Below are 14712 nucleotides of genomic sequence, written 5' to 3'. Positions count from 1 at the left end.
GAACCAGACATACAAGGAGTAACGCAGTGAAGAGCACCGTCGAGAAGTTGAGCCCGACTCGGGTTCGGATCAACGTGGAGGTGCCCTTCACCGAGTTGGAGCCGGACTTCGATCGCGCGTTCAAGCAGCTGGCCAGCCAGGTCCGGCTCCCCGGGTTCCGTCCCGGCAAGGCCCCGCGCAAGCTGCTCGAGGCCCGCGTCGGTCGCGGCGCCGTCCTGGAGCAGGTCGTCAACGACGCACTGCCCAGCCGCTACAGCGAGGCGATCACCTCCGCTGAACTGCAGCCCCTCGGCCAGCCCGAGATCGACGTCACCAAGCTGGAGGACGGCGAGGAGCTGGTCTTCACCGCCGAGGTGGACATCCGCCCGGAGATCGACCTGCCCGACCTGAGCGCGCTGAAGATCACCGTCGACCCGATCGAGGTCGGCGACGACGAGGTCGACACCGAGCTGCAGAACCTGCGTGCCCGCTTCGGCACCCTGACCGGCGTCGACCGCCCGGCCGCCGAGGGCGACTTCGTCTCCATCGACCTGTCGGCCACCGTGGACGGCGAGGAAGTCCCCGAGGCCGCCACCGAGGGACTGTCCCACGAAATCGGCTCCGGCCAGCTCATCGAGGGCCTGGACGAGGCGATCGTGGGCCTCAAGGCCGAGGAGAGCAAGACCTTCACCACCACCCTGGCCGCCGGCCCGCACGCGGGCAAGGAAGCCGAGGTCACCGTCAAGGTCAACTCGGTCAAGGAGCGCGAGCTGCCCGAGGCCGACGATGAGTTCGCACAGCTGGCCAGCGAGTTCGACACCATCGCCGAACTGAAGGAAAGCCTGGTCGAGCAGGTCAGCCGGGTGAAGCGCATCCAGCAGGCCGAGCAGATCCGCGACAAGGCGCTCGAGGTGCTGCTCGAAGACGTCGAGGTGCCGCTGCCCGAGGCGATCGTCAAGGCTCAGGTGGACGACACCCTGCACAACGCGATCCACGGTCTCGACCACGACGAGGACAAGTTCAACGAGTCGCTGACCGAGCAGGGCAGCAGCCGTGAAGAGTTCGACGCGGACAACCAGAGCAACGCCGAGAAGGCCGTCAAGACCCAGCTGCTGATGGACGCCATCGCCGACAAGCTGGAGATCCAGGTCGGCCAGGGCGATCTGACCGAGCGCCTGGTGCTGATGTCGCGTCAGTACGGCATCGAACCGCAGCAGCTGCTGCAGGTGCTGCAGCAGAACAACCAGCTGCCGGCCATGTTCGCCGATGTGCGTCGCGGCCTGACCATCGCCGCGGTGGTGCACGGCGCGACCGTCACCGACACCGACGGCAACGTCATCGACACCGCCGAGTTCTTCGGCCCGGCCGGTGGCCCCGACGCGGCGGCCGAGGCCCCCGCCGAGGTGGAGGCCGCCGAGGCCCCCGCCGCCGAAGCTGAAGCTGAAGCCGACGCCGCTGAAGCCGACGCCGACGAGAAGAAGGCCAAGAAGGCGAAGAAGGCCGACAAGGCTGAGAAGACCGAAAAGACCGAGAAGAAGGCCAAGAAGGCCGACAAGAAGGCCGACTCCGACGACGAGTGACGCGGCGCGCGTGACGCTGTGAGCGAAAGCGCGCGTTTCAGGGAGTGCACGATCGCGCCGGTTGGTTAGTGTTCGTGTGTACGTAGACGAGAAAGCAGGTATTCAGTCGTGACTGAGATGCGATCGGGCGCGTCGGGGCTCAACCTCATCGACTCGGTGTATGAGCGGTTGCTCGCCGAGCGCATCATCTTCCTGGGCACCCAGGTCGATGACGACATCGCCAACAGGTTGTGCGCGCAGATTCTGCTGTTGGCCGCAGAGGATCCCACCAAGGACATCCACCTGTACATCAACTCGCCGGGTGGATCGGTGACTGCGGGCATGGCCATCTACGACACCATGGTGTTGGCGCCCTGCGATGTGGCCACCTACGCGATGGGTCTGGCGGCGTCGATGGGTCAGTTCCTGCTCGCGGCCGGCACCAAGGGCAAGCGTTACGCCCTGCCGCACGCCCGGATCATGATGCACCAGCCGTCGGCGGGCATCGGTGGTAGCGCCGCCGATATCGCCATCCAGGCCGAGCAGTTCGCTCTGACCAAGAAGGAGATGAACCGGCTGAACGCGCAGTTCACCGGTCAGACCCTGGAGCGTGTGGAGGCCGACGCGGATCGTGACCGCTGGTTCACCGCCCCGGAGGCGCTGGAGTACGGCTTCGTCGACCACATCATCACCAGTGTCAGCGTCAACGGCGAAGGACCAGGAGCAGGAATCAAATGAACCGCGACTTTCAACCGCACGGCGGAACAGTGAACCCGATGCAATCGCGCTACATCCTGCCTTCGTTCATCGAGCACTCCAGCTTCGGTGTCAAGGAGTCCAACCCGTACAACAAGCTGTTCGAGGAGCGCATCATCTTCCTCGGTGTGCAGGTTGACGATGCCTCGGCCAACGACATCATGGCCCAGCTGCTGGTCCTGGAGTCGCTGGATCCCGACCGCGACATCACCATGTACATCAACTCGCCGGGTGGTTCGTTCACCTCGCTGATGGCGATCTACGACACCATGCAGTACGTGCGTGCCGACATCCAGACGGTCTGCCTCGGGCAGGCCGCCTCGGCCGCCGCGGTGTTGCTGGCCGCCGGTACCCCGGGCAAGCGCCTGGCTCTGCCGAACGCGCGCGTGCTGATCCATCAGCCCGCCGTGGGTGGCGCCATTCAGGGGCAGGTCTCGGATCTGGAGATCCAGGCCGCCGAGATCGAGCGCATGCGCAGCCTGATGGACGCCACGCTGGCCCGCCACACCGGCAAGGATCCGGCGGTCATCCGCAAGGACACCGACCGCGACAAGATCCTCACCGCCGAGGAAGCCAAGGAGTACGGGATCATCGACACGGTCCTGGCCTACCGGAAGCTCTCGGCACAGAACGCCTGACCGCCAGTCCAAACACTCGACCCCGGTTCGCATCGCGAGCCGGGGTCGAGTGCTCTGTCCGGCTCTTTCGGGCCCCTCGACCATAATTAGCGTCTGCGTCAGAAATGCCTCGCCGGGCGCGCACTCGTGGCACCCTGGATGTGGTCGGGAATCCCCGAGGGAGGCATCGATGACGATCAACGCACGACGCGCGATGGTCGGCGCGCTCATGTGTTCTGCCGGCCTGTTCGCTCAAGCAATCTCACCCGCGATCGGCCTGGCCGACGAACCGGTGTGCCCGTACGGGACATATTGGAATCCGGCGGTGTCGCAATGCCTACCGATCGGGGTGAACCCCGTCATCGGGCCGGCGGGCCCCATCGGGGTCGGCGGCGTCGTCGGCCCGGTCGGTCCCGGCCCGGTCGGTCCCGGTCCCGTGGGCCCCGGCCCGGTCGGCCCCGGCCCGATGGGTCCGGGTGGGCTCGGCCCTCGCTAGCTGCCCCCGACGCCCGGGCACGTGGAGCGCTTGTCCCACTCGGCCCGACGGACTAGATCGAGTCGACCAGCCCGTGCCGCAGCGCGTACATGCTGGCCCCGATCCGGTTGCAGGCACCGATCTTTGCGTAGGTGCGCTCGACGTGGTTGCGCGCGGTCTTCGTGCTGATCACCAGCGTCTGGGCGATCTCCTTGTTCGACATCCCGCGGGCCACCATCCGCAGGACGTCCACCTCGCGGGGTGTCAGCCCGTCGGGCCGGATGGTGGCGCGGCGGGTGCGGTGCCCGGCGGCGTGCAGCACCGCCTCCACCGCGGCGGCATCGAGTTCGCCGGCCGTGACCCGGTCGCGCAGCCTGCGCATCGCCGTCTCCGGTGACTGCTCGGATCGGTAAGGTCTTGGCTCACAGGCGGATTGGTAGCTGACCGCAGCGGCCAGGATCCGGTCCGGAAGGCCGAGAGCCGAGCCGGGCAGGCCGCGCGGGTAGCCGGACCCGTCCAGGCATTCGTGGTGGTTGCCGGCCAGCTGCGCCACCGACCGCAGCCCAGGCACCTGACTGAGAATGCGCACCGTCAGATACGGGTGCAGTCGCACCCGCTCGAACTCACCGGCGGTCAACGGCCCAGGCTTGGACCAGATCTGGTTGGATACCCCGATCCGGCCGAGGTCGTGCACATGGCCGGCGCGGCGGGTCAGGGCCACGCTGTCGGAGTCCAGCCCGGCCGCGGCGGCGGCATCGCCGGCCAGCTGTGCGACCGCGCGTGAATGGCCAAGGGTGAAGGGGCATTTGAGATCCGCGAAGTCGCCCAGCGCGATCAGCAGGGTGTCCAGTCCCTGATCGTCGAGCGGAATGCGGCGGTCGGGTGCCTCGTGCAGCGCGGCCGCCCACACGTCGCCGGTCGCCGGACCGGCCAGGATCGCGTCTGCGTCCCGTAGGAAGACGTCGACGACCTCCGGGTCGAACTGACCGCCCCGCCGCGCGGCGGCCAGCGCCACCGCGGCGGTCACCCCGCGGGTGCGGTGATGCACCTCCACCAGATCGGCCAGTTGGGCGATCCGCATCTGGATCGGGATGGTCTCGCCGCGCACACCGGCCGGCATTCCGCCGCCGTCATAGCGTTCGAAGGCGAATGCCAGCGCGGCCTGCACCTCGGGTCCGAGCCCCATCCGGTCGGCCAGCAGCGCCGCCGAGGTGCAGTGCGAGTGGATCATCCGGGACAGGTGGCCGCGCGCATCGACGAACAGCGTGCTCATCACGTTGAGCCGGCGGCTCAGTGGTTCACCCCTGGCGATGTTGTTCACCAGGAACCGCAGGAACGGCAGTCCGGTGGCCTCGGACAGATAGGTGTCGTGGCGGACGGCGATGTCGTCGCCGAACCAGCGGGCGTACTCATGGGAGTCGGCGTGACAGCCGATCCACATGATCAGCGTCGTGTAATAGACGGCATCCCGGTGCGGGCCGGTCAGCCCGAGCCGGTCTGCCAGCCTGGTGGCGATCAGCGCGGACCGCAGCATGTGCTCACCCGGTTGGCCCAGGCCCAGATCGACGGCCATCGACAGCGCCGCGAGCACTTCGGCGCGGGTCGGGGTGTCGGCCGGCGTGGGGCCCATCGGCTGATTATGCCCCGGTGCCCGGTAGCGGCCGGGTTCGTTCGGCGGCCTGGTGGCGAGCCGGGTCGTAGTTGTCGAAGTGCCCCGAACCGACCACGAAGATGCCGCGTTGCGGCGGACGGAAGTCACCGAGCTGGGCCTGCTCGCCCAGCGGTCCCGGCGCCCCGAGATCGACGCCGCGCAGCGCGGCCCGCCCGGAGGCCAACCAGACCTGGCGCGGGGCGATCATGAAGCGCTGGCCGTTCGGAGCCGTCCCGGCCAGCTGGATCGTGCCCGCGTGCAGCACGGCGCCTGCCGTGCTGCTGATGACCCGCAGGGCGGTCCTGTCGGTCCAGGCCCATTCGGGCAGGGCCCGGCCGAGCGCGCTGACCATCCGCGTCATCGCGGTGGCACGGATGTCGACGGTCCATTCCAGCAGCCCGTCGATCGAGACGAACAGCGTCCACGGGTTCACCCAGGCGACGTCGATGCCGCACTGGACCGCATCCTGCGGTGTCGCGGCGCTGAAGTACCGGGCGCAGCTCTGCTGGCCCGGGGTGGTGGCATAGAAGGTCCAGACGCCGTCCGGGCCGCGATGCCACACCGACCGGTAGCCGGGGGAGAAGGTCGTCGCGGGGAAATGGCGCAGGGCCAGGTAGTGGCCGCTGGCAAACGGGAAACCCATGACGCCGAAGCCGACGAAGCGCTCGTCCTCGCCATGCGGAAGGACAGGGTGGTCGAGTACCGCCGTGGCGGCCTCCAGAGGTGTGTATGTCATCTGCCTCACGCTGCTCTCCGGCGCCGGCGCGCACATGGGGCAGCTGCCCCACATTTTCGCGACCGGGTCACGTCCACCTGGAAAAACGGCGCCGACACCGTCGTGGACGGCGCGGTACTGTGGGATTCGGCGAACGCACTGTTCGCCGAGTGGTGAAGACCGCAATCCCGTCACAACGGCGACACGCCAGGGACACGGTCCGCGTGCCGCCGGGTGACCGGCCCCGAGGAGAGATATGTTCTCCTGCACGCGAACAAATACCACCGACGCGATTCGGCCCTTCGGTCGCACCGTGGCGGAGCGAACGGGTAGCGTCGGGTTTACACCCGGGGCAACCCACAAAGAGTGACTGCGACAGGAAGTAGGACCCCCCCACATGGCGCGCATCGGAGACGGCGGTGACCTGCTGAAGTGCTCGTTCTGTGGAAAGAGCCAGAAGCAGGTCAAGAAGCTCATCGCGGGACCGGGGGTGTACATCTGTGACGAGTGCATCGACCTGTGCAACGAGATCATCGAAGAGGAGCTCGCTGACGCCGACGACGTCAAGCTGGACGAGCTGCCCAAGCCCGCCGAGATCCGGGATTTCCTCGAGGGCTACGTGATCGGCCAGGACACCGCGAAGAAGACGCTCGCGGTCGCCGTCTACAACCACTACAAGCGCATTCAGGCTCAGGAGAAGAGCCGGGATTCCCGCGCCGAGCCGGTCGAGCTGGCGAAGTCCAACATCCTGATGCTCGGCCCGACCGGGTGCGGCAAGACCTACCTGGCGCAGACGTTGGCCAAGATGCTCAACGTTCCGTTCGCCATCGCCGACGCCACCGCGCTCACCGAGGCCGGCTACGTCGGTGAGGATGTGGAGAACATCCTGCTGAAGCTGATCCAGGCCGCCGACTATGACGTGAAGCGCGCCGAGACCGGCATCATCTACATCGACGAGGTCGACAAGATCGCCCGTAAGAGCGAGAACCCGTCGATCACCCGGGACGTCTCCGGTGAGGGCGTGCAGCAGGCGCTGCTGAAGATCCTTGAGGGAACGCAGGCATCCGTGCCCCCGCAGGGCGGCCGCAAGCACCCGCACCAGGAGTTCATCCAGATCGACACCACGAATGTGCTGTTCATCGTGGCCGGTGCGTTCGCCGGGCTGGAGAAGATCGTCTCCGACCGCGTCGGCAAGCGCGGCCTGGGCTTCGGCGCCGAGGTGCACTCCAAGGCCGACATCGACACCCAGGACCACTTCGCCGAGGTCATGCCCGAGGACCTGATCAAGTTCGGTCTGATCCCCGAGTTCATCGGCCGCCTCCCGGTCGTCGCCTCGGTGACCAACCTGGACAAGGAGTCCCTGGTTCAGATCCTGTCCCAGCCGAAGAACGCCCTGGTCAAGCAGTACACCCGGTTGTTCGAGATGGACGGCGTCGAGCTGGAGATGACGCCGGAGGCGCTGGACGCGATCGCCGATCAGGCCATCCACCGGGGCACCGGCGCCCGCGGCCTGCGCGCGATCATGGAGGAAGTCCTGCAGCCGGCGATGTACGACATCCCCAGCCGCGACGACGTCGCCAAGGTCGTCGTCACCAAGGAGACCGTGCAGGACAACGTGCTCCCGACGATCGTGCCGCGCAAGCCACCGCGCAACGAGCGCCGCGAGAAGACCGCTTAAGCTCGGCTCCGCCGAGACCGCACTCAGGGTCGTGATTCCACCGGGATCACGGCCCTGAGTGCATTTCCGGGGTGCGCCGCACGCTCTCCGCCGATTGGGGGACAACGGGATTCCTCCGGGCAACCCGTCGATCGGACGATGCCCCGGCCCGCTCGGTGCGGAGAAGATCAGCGGTATGAGTGCACCCGTGGTGGCGGCCCCCGAACCCTCGTCGTTGCGCCGGATCTCGATGGCGAGCTACATCGGCTCGGCCATCGAGTTCTACGACTTCTTCATCTACGGCACCGCTGCCGCACTGGTGTTCCCGACGGTGTTCTTCCCCGAACTGAGCCACGTGATGGCCACCACGGCCGCGCTGGGCGCGTTCGCCGCCGCCTTCCTGGCCCGCCCGGTGGGCGCCGCGGTGTTCGGTCACTTCGGCGACCGGATCGGGCGCAAGCAGACGTTGGTGGTGACCCTGCTACTGATGGGCGCCGCCACCGTCGGCGTCGGCCTGATCCCGAGCACCGCGTCGATCGGCATCGCCGCACCGCTGCTGCTGATCACGCTGCGCCTGATCCAGGGCTTCGCGGTCGGCGGCGAGTGGGCCGGCGCCGTGCTGCTCAGCGCGGAGAACGCACCCGCGCACCGGCGCGGCTACTTCGGTATGTTCACCCAACTCGGGCTCGGCACCGCGGTCGTGTTGGCGAACCTGGTGTTCCTGGTCGTGCACTTCGGTTTCGGCTCGGACAGCGAGGCGTTCCTGCAGTGGGGCTGGCGCATCCCGTTCCTGCTGTCGGCAGTCCTGATCGCCACCGCGCTCTACATCCGGCTGCGGGTCGACGAGTCACCGGTGTTCGATGAGCCACCGGCCGACCTGGGCACCCCGATCGCGGCGTTGGTGCGGCGCCAGGGCCGCCAACTGCTGCTGGCCGCCGGCGTCGCGGTGTGCGCACCGATGCTGGTGTTCCAGGCCACCACCTTCTTCACCCACTACGCCACCGATCATCTGCACTTCTCGATGAACTTCGTGCTGCTGACGGGGGTGCTCGGCGGGCTGTGTGAGGTGCTGTTCGTGGTCGTCTCGGCGACGCTGAGCGACACCTACGGCCGCAAACGGGTCCTCGCGATCGGGTTCGCCTTGGCGGTGCCGTGGTCGTTCGTACTCTTCCCGTTGGTGCAGACGGGAAGTCAGGCGGTGTTCGGTGTCGCGATCGTGGCCACCTACGCCCTCATCGGGGTGTGCATGGGGCCGATGGCGGCGTTCCTGCCGGAGATCTTCGCACCGCAGTACCGCTACTCCGGGGCCGCGCTGTCGCACACCCTCGGTGCCGTGATCGGCGGCGCACTGCCACCGGTGATCTCCCCGATGCTGCTGAACGCCTACGGCGGATGGTCGCTCGCGGTGATGATGGGCGCGCTGGCGGCGGTGAGTCTCGTCAGCACCTTCGCGCTGCCGGAGACCGCGGGCTCGCGGCTGTAGGAGGTCAGTCCCGCCCGACCCGATCGGGCCGGGTGTAGACGTTCATCGACTCGCCGCGCAGGAACGCCACCAGCGTCAGGCCGGACTGGGCGGCCAGGTCGACGGCCAGCGACGACGGCGCCGACACCGCGGCCAGCACCGGAATCCCGGCCATCACCGCTTTCTGGGTCAGCTCGAACGAGGCCCGGCCGCTGACCAACAGGATGGTGCCGGTCAGCGGCACCCGCCCGGATTCCAGCGCCCAGCCGATCACCTTGTCCACCGCGTTGTGCCTGCCGATGTCCTCGCGCACCACCAGGGCGGTGCCCTGCGCGTCGAACAGGGCGGCACCGTGCAGCCCGCCGGTGGCCGCGAACACCTTCTGCCGGTCGCGCAGTTTGTCGGGCAGCGCGGACAGCGTGCCGGCGTCGACGACGACGGGATCGTCGCCGGGCGCGTGCCTGCTGATCGTCTGCACCGCATCCAGTGACGCCTTGCCACACACCCCGCACGAGGACGTCATGTAGAAGTTGCGGGTCATGTCCACGTCCGGCGGCGCGACCCCCTTCGCCAGGGTCACGTCCAGCACGTTGTAGGTGTTCAGGCCGTCCGGGCCCGCACCGTTGCAGTACTGCACCGCGGCGATGTCCTCGCGCCGGGACACCAGTCCCTCGGTGAGCAGAAAGCCTTGGGCCAGTTCGACATCGGATCCGGGGGTGCGCATGGTCACGGTCAGCGGCTTGCCGTTGACGCGGATCTCCAGCGGCTCCTCGACGGCCAGCGTCTCGGGCCGGGCGACCGCGACATCGGCGGTCACATGCTGCACGCGTCGGCGCGCGGTCACCCTACCCATCGGACCGGCTTCGCTCCAGTCTCACCACGACGGCCTTCGAAACCGGTGTGTTCGACCGTGCCGCAACGTGATCCAACGGTACCAGCGGGTTGGTCTCCGGATAGTAGGCCGCGGCGTTGCCGGCCGGGGTGGAGTAGGCGACCACCCGGAAGTCGGCGGCGCGACGCTCCTGCAGGCGTCCCTGCGCATCGGTGAACTCCGACACCAGGTCCACCCGGTCCCCGTCGGTGAAGCCCAGGGCGGCGATGTCGCCGGGATTGACGAAGACCACCCGGCGCCCACCCTTGACCCCCCGATAACGGTCGTCGAGGCCGTAGATCGTGGTGTTGTACTGGTCGTGGCTGCGCATGGTCTGCAGGATCAGCCGGCCCTCGGGCACCGGCACCCATTCCAGCGGATAGATCGAGAAGTTGGCCTTGCCGGTGCTGGTGTGGAATTCGCGGGAGTCGCGCGGCGGGTGTGGGAGCTGGAATCCGTCCGGCTGACGCACCCGGGTGTTGTAGTCGGCACAGCCGGGCACCACGTCGGCGATGGCATCGCGGATGAGGTTGTAGTCGGCGGTGAACGCCTCCCACTCGACGGGATGATCGGGGCCGAGCACGGCGCGGGCCAGCTGACAGACGATGGCCACCTCGCTGCGCAGTTCATCGCTCGGCGGGTGCAGGCTGCCACGGGACAGGTGCACCATGGACATCGAATCCTCCACGGAAACCAGCTGTTTGCCGGTCGCCTGGATATCGCGGTCGGTGCGGCCCAGGGTCGGCAGAATCAGTGCGGTCCGGCCGTGCACCAGGTGACTGCGGTTGAGCTTCGTCGAGATCTGCACGGTGAGAGCGCACTTGCGCAGGGCGGCCTCGGTGACCTCGGTGTCCGGGGTGGCCGAGACGAAATTGCCGCCCATCCCGATGAAGACGTGTGCGCGGCCGTCGCGCATGGCGCGGATGGCGTCGACGGTGTCGTAGCCGTGCTTGCGCGGGCTGGCGATACCGAACCGGGTGTCCAGGGCGTCCAGGAACCAATCCGGCACCTTCTCCCAGATACCCATGGTCCGGTCGCCCTGCACGTTCGAATGCCCGCGCACCGGGCACACGCCGGCGCCGGGCTTGCCGATCATGCCGCGCATGAGCAGCAGGTTGGTGGCCTCACCGATGGTCGCCACCGCGTGCCGATGCTGGGTGAGACCCATCGCCCAGCAGATCACCGTGCGCTCGGAACGGATCAGGATGTCGGCGACCCGCCGCAACTGGCCCTCGTCGATTCCGGTCGCTTCCAGCACGGTGTCCAGATCGACGGCGCGGGTTTGGCGTTCGTAGTCGTCGAACCCGGCGCAGTGGGCGTCGACGAAGGCGCGGTCCACCACGGTGCCCGGGGCGCGGTCCTCGGCCTCGAACAGCAGGCGGCCCAACCCGGCGAACAGCGCCATGTCGCCGCCGATCCGGATCTGCACGAATTCGTCGGCGATCGGCACACCGTCACCGACCACGCCGTGCACCTTCTGCGGGTCCTTGAATCGGATCAAGCCCGCCTCGGGCAGCGGGTTGACGGCGACGACGGTGGCGCCGTTGGCTTTTGCCTTCTCCAGCACCGAGAGCATCCGGGGATGGTTGGTGCCCGGGTTCTGGCCGGCGATGACGATCACGTCGGCGTTGGCGACGTCCTCGACGGTCACCGACCCCTTGCCGATGCCGATGGAGTCGATGAGCGCGGTACCCGAGGATTCGTGGCACATGTTCGAGCAGTCCGGCAGGTTGTTGGTGCCGAAGCTGCGGACCAGCAGCTGGTAGAGGAACGCGGCCTCGTTACTGGTGCGGCCCGAGGTGTAGAACAGCGCCTCGTCGGGGGAGGACAGCGCGTTGAGGTGCTCGGCGATCAGCCGGTAGGCCGCGTCCCACTTGATGGGCTGGTAATGGGTCGCCCCGGGCTGCAGCACCATCGGCTGGGTGAGCCGGCCCTGCTGGGACAGCCAGTATTCGGGCTTCTCGGACAGCTCGGCGACCGAATGGCGGGCGAAGAAGTCGGCGGTGACGCGGCGCTTGGTCGCCTCCTCGGCGACGGCCTTGGCACCGTTCTCGCAGAACTCGGCCAGCTTGCGGCCGCCGTGCTCCTCCGGCCAGGCGCAGCCGGGGCAGTCGAAGCCGTGTCGTTGGTTGAGGCGGGTCAGCGTGGCCGCGGTGCGTACCGGGCCCATCTCGGCGAGTCCCCGCCGCAGGCTGACCATCACCGCCTTGACGCCGGCAGCCTCCTGTTTGGCGCCGGTGATGGCGACATCGTGCTCGTCATAACCGGCGTCGACATCGCCGCCGTTCCCATCCCTGGCGCTGCGCATATCCCCAATCTAACCCGCGGCCGCCGCACCGCCAGGTTGCTGCAGGAACCTTGATATTTGCCATTTCACATGCAGTGATAGAGCGTATCTATCGAGTCGGACCGAGCATCTGAGGGGCCATGGCAAGCGACGTGCTGTTTCAGCATCTGGACTACCTGTTGGCGCTGGCCGCCGAACGCCACTTCGGGCGGGCCGCGGCACGATGTCACGTGAGTCAGCCGACGCTGTCGGTGGCGATCCGGCGGCTGGAGAAGGATCTGGGCATCGTCATCGTGCAACGCGGGCACCGCTTCGAGGGGTTCACCGAGGAGGGGCGTCGCGTCGTGACGTGGGCGCAACGGATCATCGCCGAACGCGATGAGATGCTCGCCGACCTGGAACGGATGCGCGGCCGGTTGACGGCCACCGCGCGGATCGGCGCGATCCCCACCGCGGTGCCGGCCAGTCCGTTCGTCACCACCGAATTCCTGCGTCGCAATCCGGACGCGGCGGTGCGGATCGAGGCGTTGTCCTCCCGGGAGATCGCCCGCCAACTGGCCGACTTCGAGATCGACGCCGGACTGACGTATCTGGATGACGAAGCGCCGCCCGGGACGCGGGCGGTCGAGTTGTATCGGGAGCGCTATGTCCTGGTCGCGCCGACGGACCTTGATCTGATGAGCGCGCCCGAGGTCAGCTGGTCGGGCGCGGCGGGGCTGGAACTGTGCATGTTGACGACCACGATGCGCAACCGGCGGATCCTGGATGCCAACATGGCCGCCGAGAGCGCGCAGTACCGGCCCGTCGTCGAGGCGGATTCGGTGGATGCGCTCTACGCCCACCTCGCCAACTCGCGGCGGGCGACCATCGCCTCCACCGCGTGGCTGCCCCAGCTGGGTGTGCCGCCGGGCTTCGCGGCACGGCCGATGGTCCAGCACGGTCCGCGCCCGGCGATCGGTCTGGTGGTGCTGGACCGGATGCCGGCCTCGATCGTCGCCGCGGCTCTGGTCGCGGTGGCCGAGGATATGGATCTCGGCGCCCGCATCGACAAGTGGTGGGAGTCGGCCACCGCAGGGTGACCTCACGGCCCGCGCACCGGCGCGCCGCAGACCTCGCCGTCGGGCAGTCGCCACGGGTCCCACGGCTCGGTCCAACGCAGGATGTCCGCGTCGGCGGCGCGCACGGAGGCCTCGTCGAAGTCATCCCAGCTGCGGTGGTCGTCGAAACCGATGTCCCGCAATACGTTTTCGTCGGGATAGGTGAGTAACTCGGGCCGGTGGTAGTAGTTGATGCGCGCCTGGCCGTTGTCGAGTGCCGGTGGCGGCTGCCATTCCACCACGCCACGCTCGTTGACGGAGGTGGTGTAACCGCCGTCCTTGTGTACTGCGCGGTTGTCCCAGCCGCAGGCCAGGGTCAAGTCGTCGACGTTGGTGTTGCCGCCGTCGGCGAACGCCGCCTCGGCGTGGTGCACCTGGCAGTAGTAGAAGCCCTTGGTGCAGCACGGTTTCGTGCAGCCACCGTCGCGGGCGATCAGCATGACGCGCTGTGCGGGGGTGGCGGTGCGGCGGGCCCGGAAATGGTTCAGCGCGGACCCGGTGGCCTTGTCGAACACGGCCAGATGGTGATTGGCGTGCGCCGCCATCCGGATCACGTCCTTGATCGGGATCTTGCTGCCACCGCCGGTGACGCCGAGCCCGGCTCGGGACTCCAGGTCCTGCAGTGTGGTGCGGATGATCACCGAGACCGGTAACCCGTTGAGCTGACCGAGATCCCCGCACATCAATGCGATCCGCCCGATCACGAGCATCGCGTCGTGCCGGCGCTGGGCCAGGGTGCGGTGGTCGTTGTCGATCTGTGCCTGGGTGGGGGTGCCCGAGACGCAGGGCTCGTCATCGTCGGGGTTGCACATGCCCGGCGCGGCGAACTTGGCGAACAGCACCTCCCAGACCGCGTAGGCTTCCGGGCTCAGGTTGGCGGTCAACGGCGTCATCGCATCGCGGCCCTGCTTGCCGACGGTGACGCCGCGCCTTCTCTCCCGTTCGGCGTCATCGGGTTCCGGTCCATCCTGATCCAGGAGGAACAGCCGGAATTCCGCGGTGTCCCTGAGTTCCTTGGGGCCCACCGATGCGGCGAGTCGTACAAGGTCGACCTCGAACTGCTGCCGCGCTGCCATGTCGACGAAGGTGGGCAGGCCGTCGATCGCCTCGCGCAGCACCTTCACATGATCGGCATTGATGAGCCCGGCGGCCTGCGCGGCTGCTACGGCCGCCAGGGCCGCCGGCAGGGGTTCACCGGTCAGGGTGCGGCGCGGGCCGAGCATGGCCGCCTCGCCCAGCCGACGTCCGGCCTCCGCCTTGGACAGCCGCCAGCGGACGCGCAACACTTCGTTCCACGACGCGGCGCCCAACTCCTTCGCGGTCGTCTCGGCCTGCAAGTGCGCCAGCATCCGATGGGTCTGAGCGGGAAGCTGACAGGTCAGCGTCTCGTACTCGTCCATCACCGCCATGAGTTCTGTGCGGGTGAGCGATTCGACATCGCATGCGGCGAACGCTTGGTGGGCGGCACGTAGCGCCGTCATCGCCCGCATGACCGTCGTCCCCATGGTTCGAACATGCATTCGACAACCGACAAGTTTCGCATGTTGTCGCTGGGGCGGAACTTCTCAGAGTGACAACGCGATCCC

Annotated in this window: 12 protein-coding genes; 7 read left to right on the top strand and 5 right to left on the bottom strand. The window is 68.0% G+C overall.

The annotated features are described in order from the left end of the window. Positions 1 to 26 precede the first annotated feature (26 nt). The 4 genes from tig to K0O62_RS19685 all read left to right on the top strand — a co-directional run bounded on the left by tig (position 27) and on the right by K0O62_RS19685 (position 3407). On the top strand, positions 27 to 1559 hold the full coding sequence (gene tig / locus K0O62_RS19700) for a trigger factor (RefSeq protein WP_073853476.1): 1533 nt from the start codon (positions 27 to 29) through the stop codon (positions 1557 to 1559). 117 nt (positions 1560 to 1676) lie between these two features. After that, entirely contained in the window at positions 1677 to 2276 is a 600-nt protein-coding gene (locus K0O62_RS19695; RefSeq protein WP_067995168.1) for an ATP-dependent Clp protease proteolytic subunit, read from the top strand. Positions 2277 to 2314: 38 nt separating this feature from the next. Further along, positions 2315 to 2932 (top strand): ATP-dependent Clp protease proteolytic subunit, encoded by a 618-nt coding sequence (locus tag K0O62_RS19690; protein WP_097933455.1) that lies wholly within the window; start codon positions 2315 to 2317, stop codon positions 2930 to 2932. Positions 2933 to 3101: 169 nt separating this feature from the next. Beyond that, the gene (locus K0O62_RS19685; protein ID WP_131817359.1) at positions 3102 to 3407 is read left to right on the top strand and encodes a hypothetical protein; all 306 of its coding nucleotides are present in this window, start codon (positions 3102 to 3104) and stop codon (positions 3405 to 3407) included. A 52-nt stretch (positions 3408 to 3459) separates the two neighbouring features. On the opposite strand, the gene K0O62_RS19680 is transcribed toward K0O62_RS19685, so the two are convergent. Both K0O62_RS19680 and K0O62_RS19675 read right to left on the bottom strand, forming a co-directional pair. Continuing rightward, positions 3460 to 5016, bottom strand: coding sequence for an HD domain-containing phosphohydrolase (locus tag K0O62_RS19680; protein ID WP_073853480.1), 1557 nt, complete (start codon positions 5014 to 5016; stop codon positions 3460 to 3462). Between the two features lie 7 nt (positions 5017 to 5023). Beyond that, on the bottom strand, positions 5024 to 5773 hold the full coding sequence (locus tag K0O62_RS19675) for a hypothetical protein (RefSeq protein WP_073853482.1): 750 nt from the start codon (positions 5771 to 5773) through the stop codon (positions 5024 to 5026). 376 nt (positions 5774 to 6149) lie between these two features. Here K0O62_RS19675 and clpX point away from each other — a divergent pair, with 376 nt between their 5' ends. Together clpX and K0O62_RS19665 are read left to right on the top strand one after the other, a co-directional pair. Further along, on the top strand, positions 6150 to 7430 hold the full coding sequence (gene clpX / locus K0O62_RS19670) for an ATP-dependent Clp protease ATP-binding subunit ClpX (protein WP_073853484.1): 1281 nt from the start codon (positions 6150 to 6152) through the stop codon (positions 7428 to 7430). Between the two features lie 175 nt (positions 7431 to 7605). Further along, positions 7606 to 8892 (top strand): MFS transporter, encoded by a 1287-nt coding sequence (locus tag K0O62_RS19665; RefSeq protein WP_079244467.1) that lies wholly within the window; start codon positions 7606 to 7608, stop codon positions 8890 to 8892. Positions 8893 to 8896: 4 nt separating this feature from the next. Here K0O62_RS19665 and fdhD read toward each other — a convergent pair whose 3' ends face one another. Next, entirely contained in the window at positions 8897 to 9724 is an 828-nt protein-coding gene (gene fdhD / locus K0O62_RS19660) for a formate dehydrogenase accessory sulfurtransferase FdhD (RefSeq protein ID WP_073853485.1), read from the bottom strand. Next, positions 9717 to 12050 carry an FdhF/YdeP family oxidoreductase gene (locus K0O62_RS19655; RefSeq protein ID WP_073853486.1) on the bottom strand — a complete coding sequence of 778 codons (2334 nt, stop codon included), beginning with the start codon at positions 12048 to 12050 and terminating at the stop codon, positions 9717 to 9719. The genes fdhD and K0O62_RS19655 overlap by 8 nt, the downstream gene beginning before the upstream one ends. Before the next feature lie 119 nt (positions 12051 to 12169). Between K0O62_RS19655 and K0O62_RS19650 the strand changes: the two genes are divergently transcribed. After that, complete coding sequence (locus K0O62_RS19650; RefSeq protein ID WP_073853488.1) at positions 12170 to 13108, top strand: LysR family transcriptional regulator; 939 nt, start codon at positions 12170 to 12172, stop codon at positions 13106 to 13108. A 2-nt stretch (positions 13109 to 13110) separates the two neighbouring features. Here K0O62_RS19650 and K0O62_RS19645 read toward each other — a convergent pair whose 3' ends face one another. Then, positions 13111 to 14646, bottom strand: coding sequence for an HNH endonuclease signature motif containing protein (locus K0O62_RS19645; protein WP_079244466.1), 1536 nt, complete (start codon positions 14644 to 14646; stop codon positions 13111 to 13113). Positions 14647 to 14712 lie beyond the last annotated feature (66 nt).

The sequence above is a fragment of the Mycolicibacterium diernhoferi genome, assembly GCF_019456655.1.
GTDB classification, from domain to species: domain Bacteria; phylum Actinomycetota; class Actinomycetes; order Mycobacteriales; family Mycobacteriaceae; genus Mycobacterium; species Mycobacterium diernhoferi.
The sequence above is the reverse complement of the archived record's forward strand: the minus strand, read 5'-3'. Positions and strand labels throughout refer to the sequence as shown.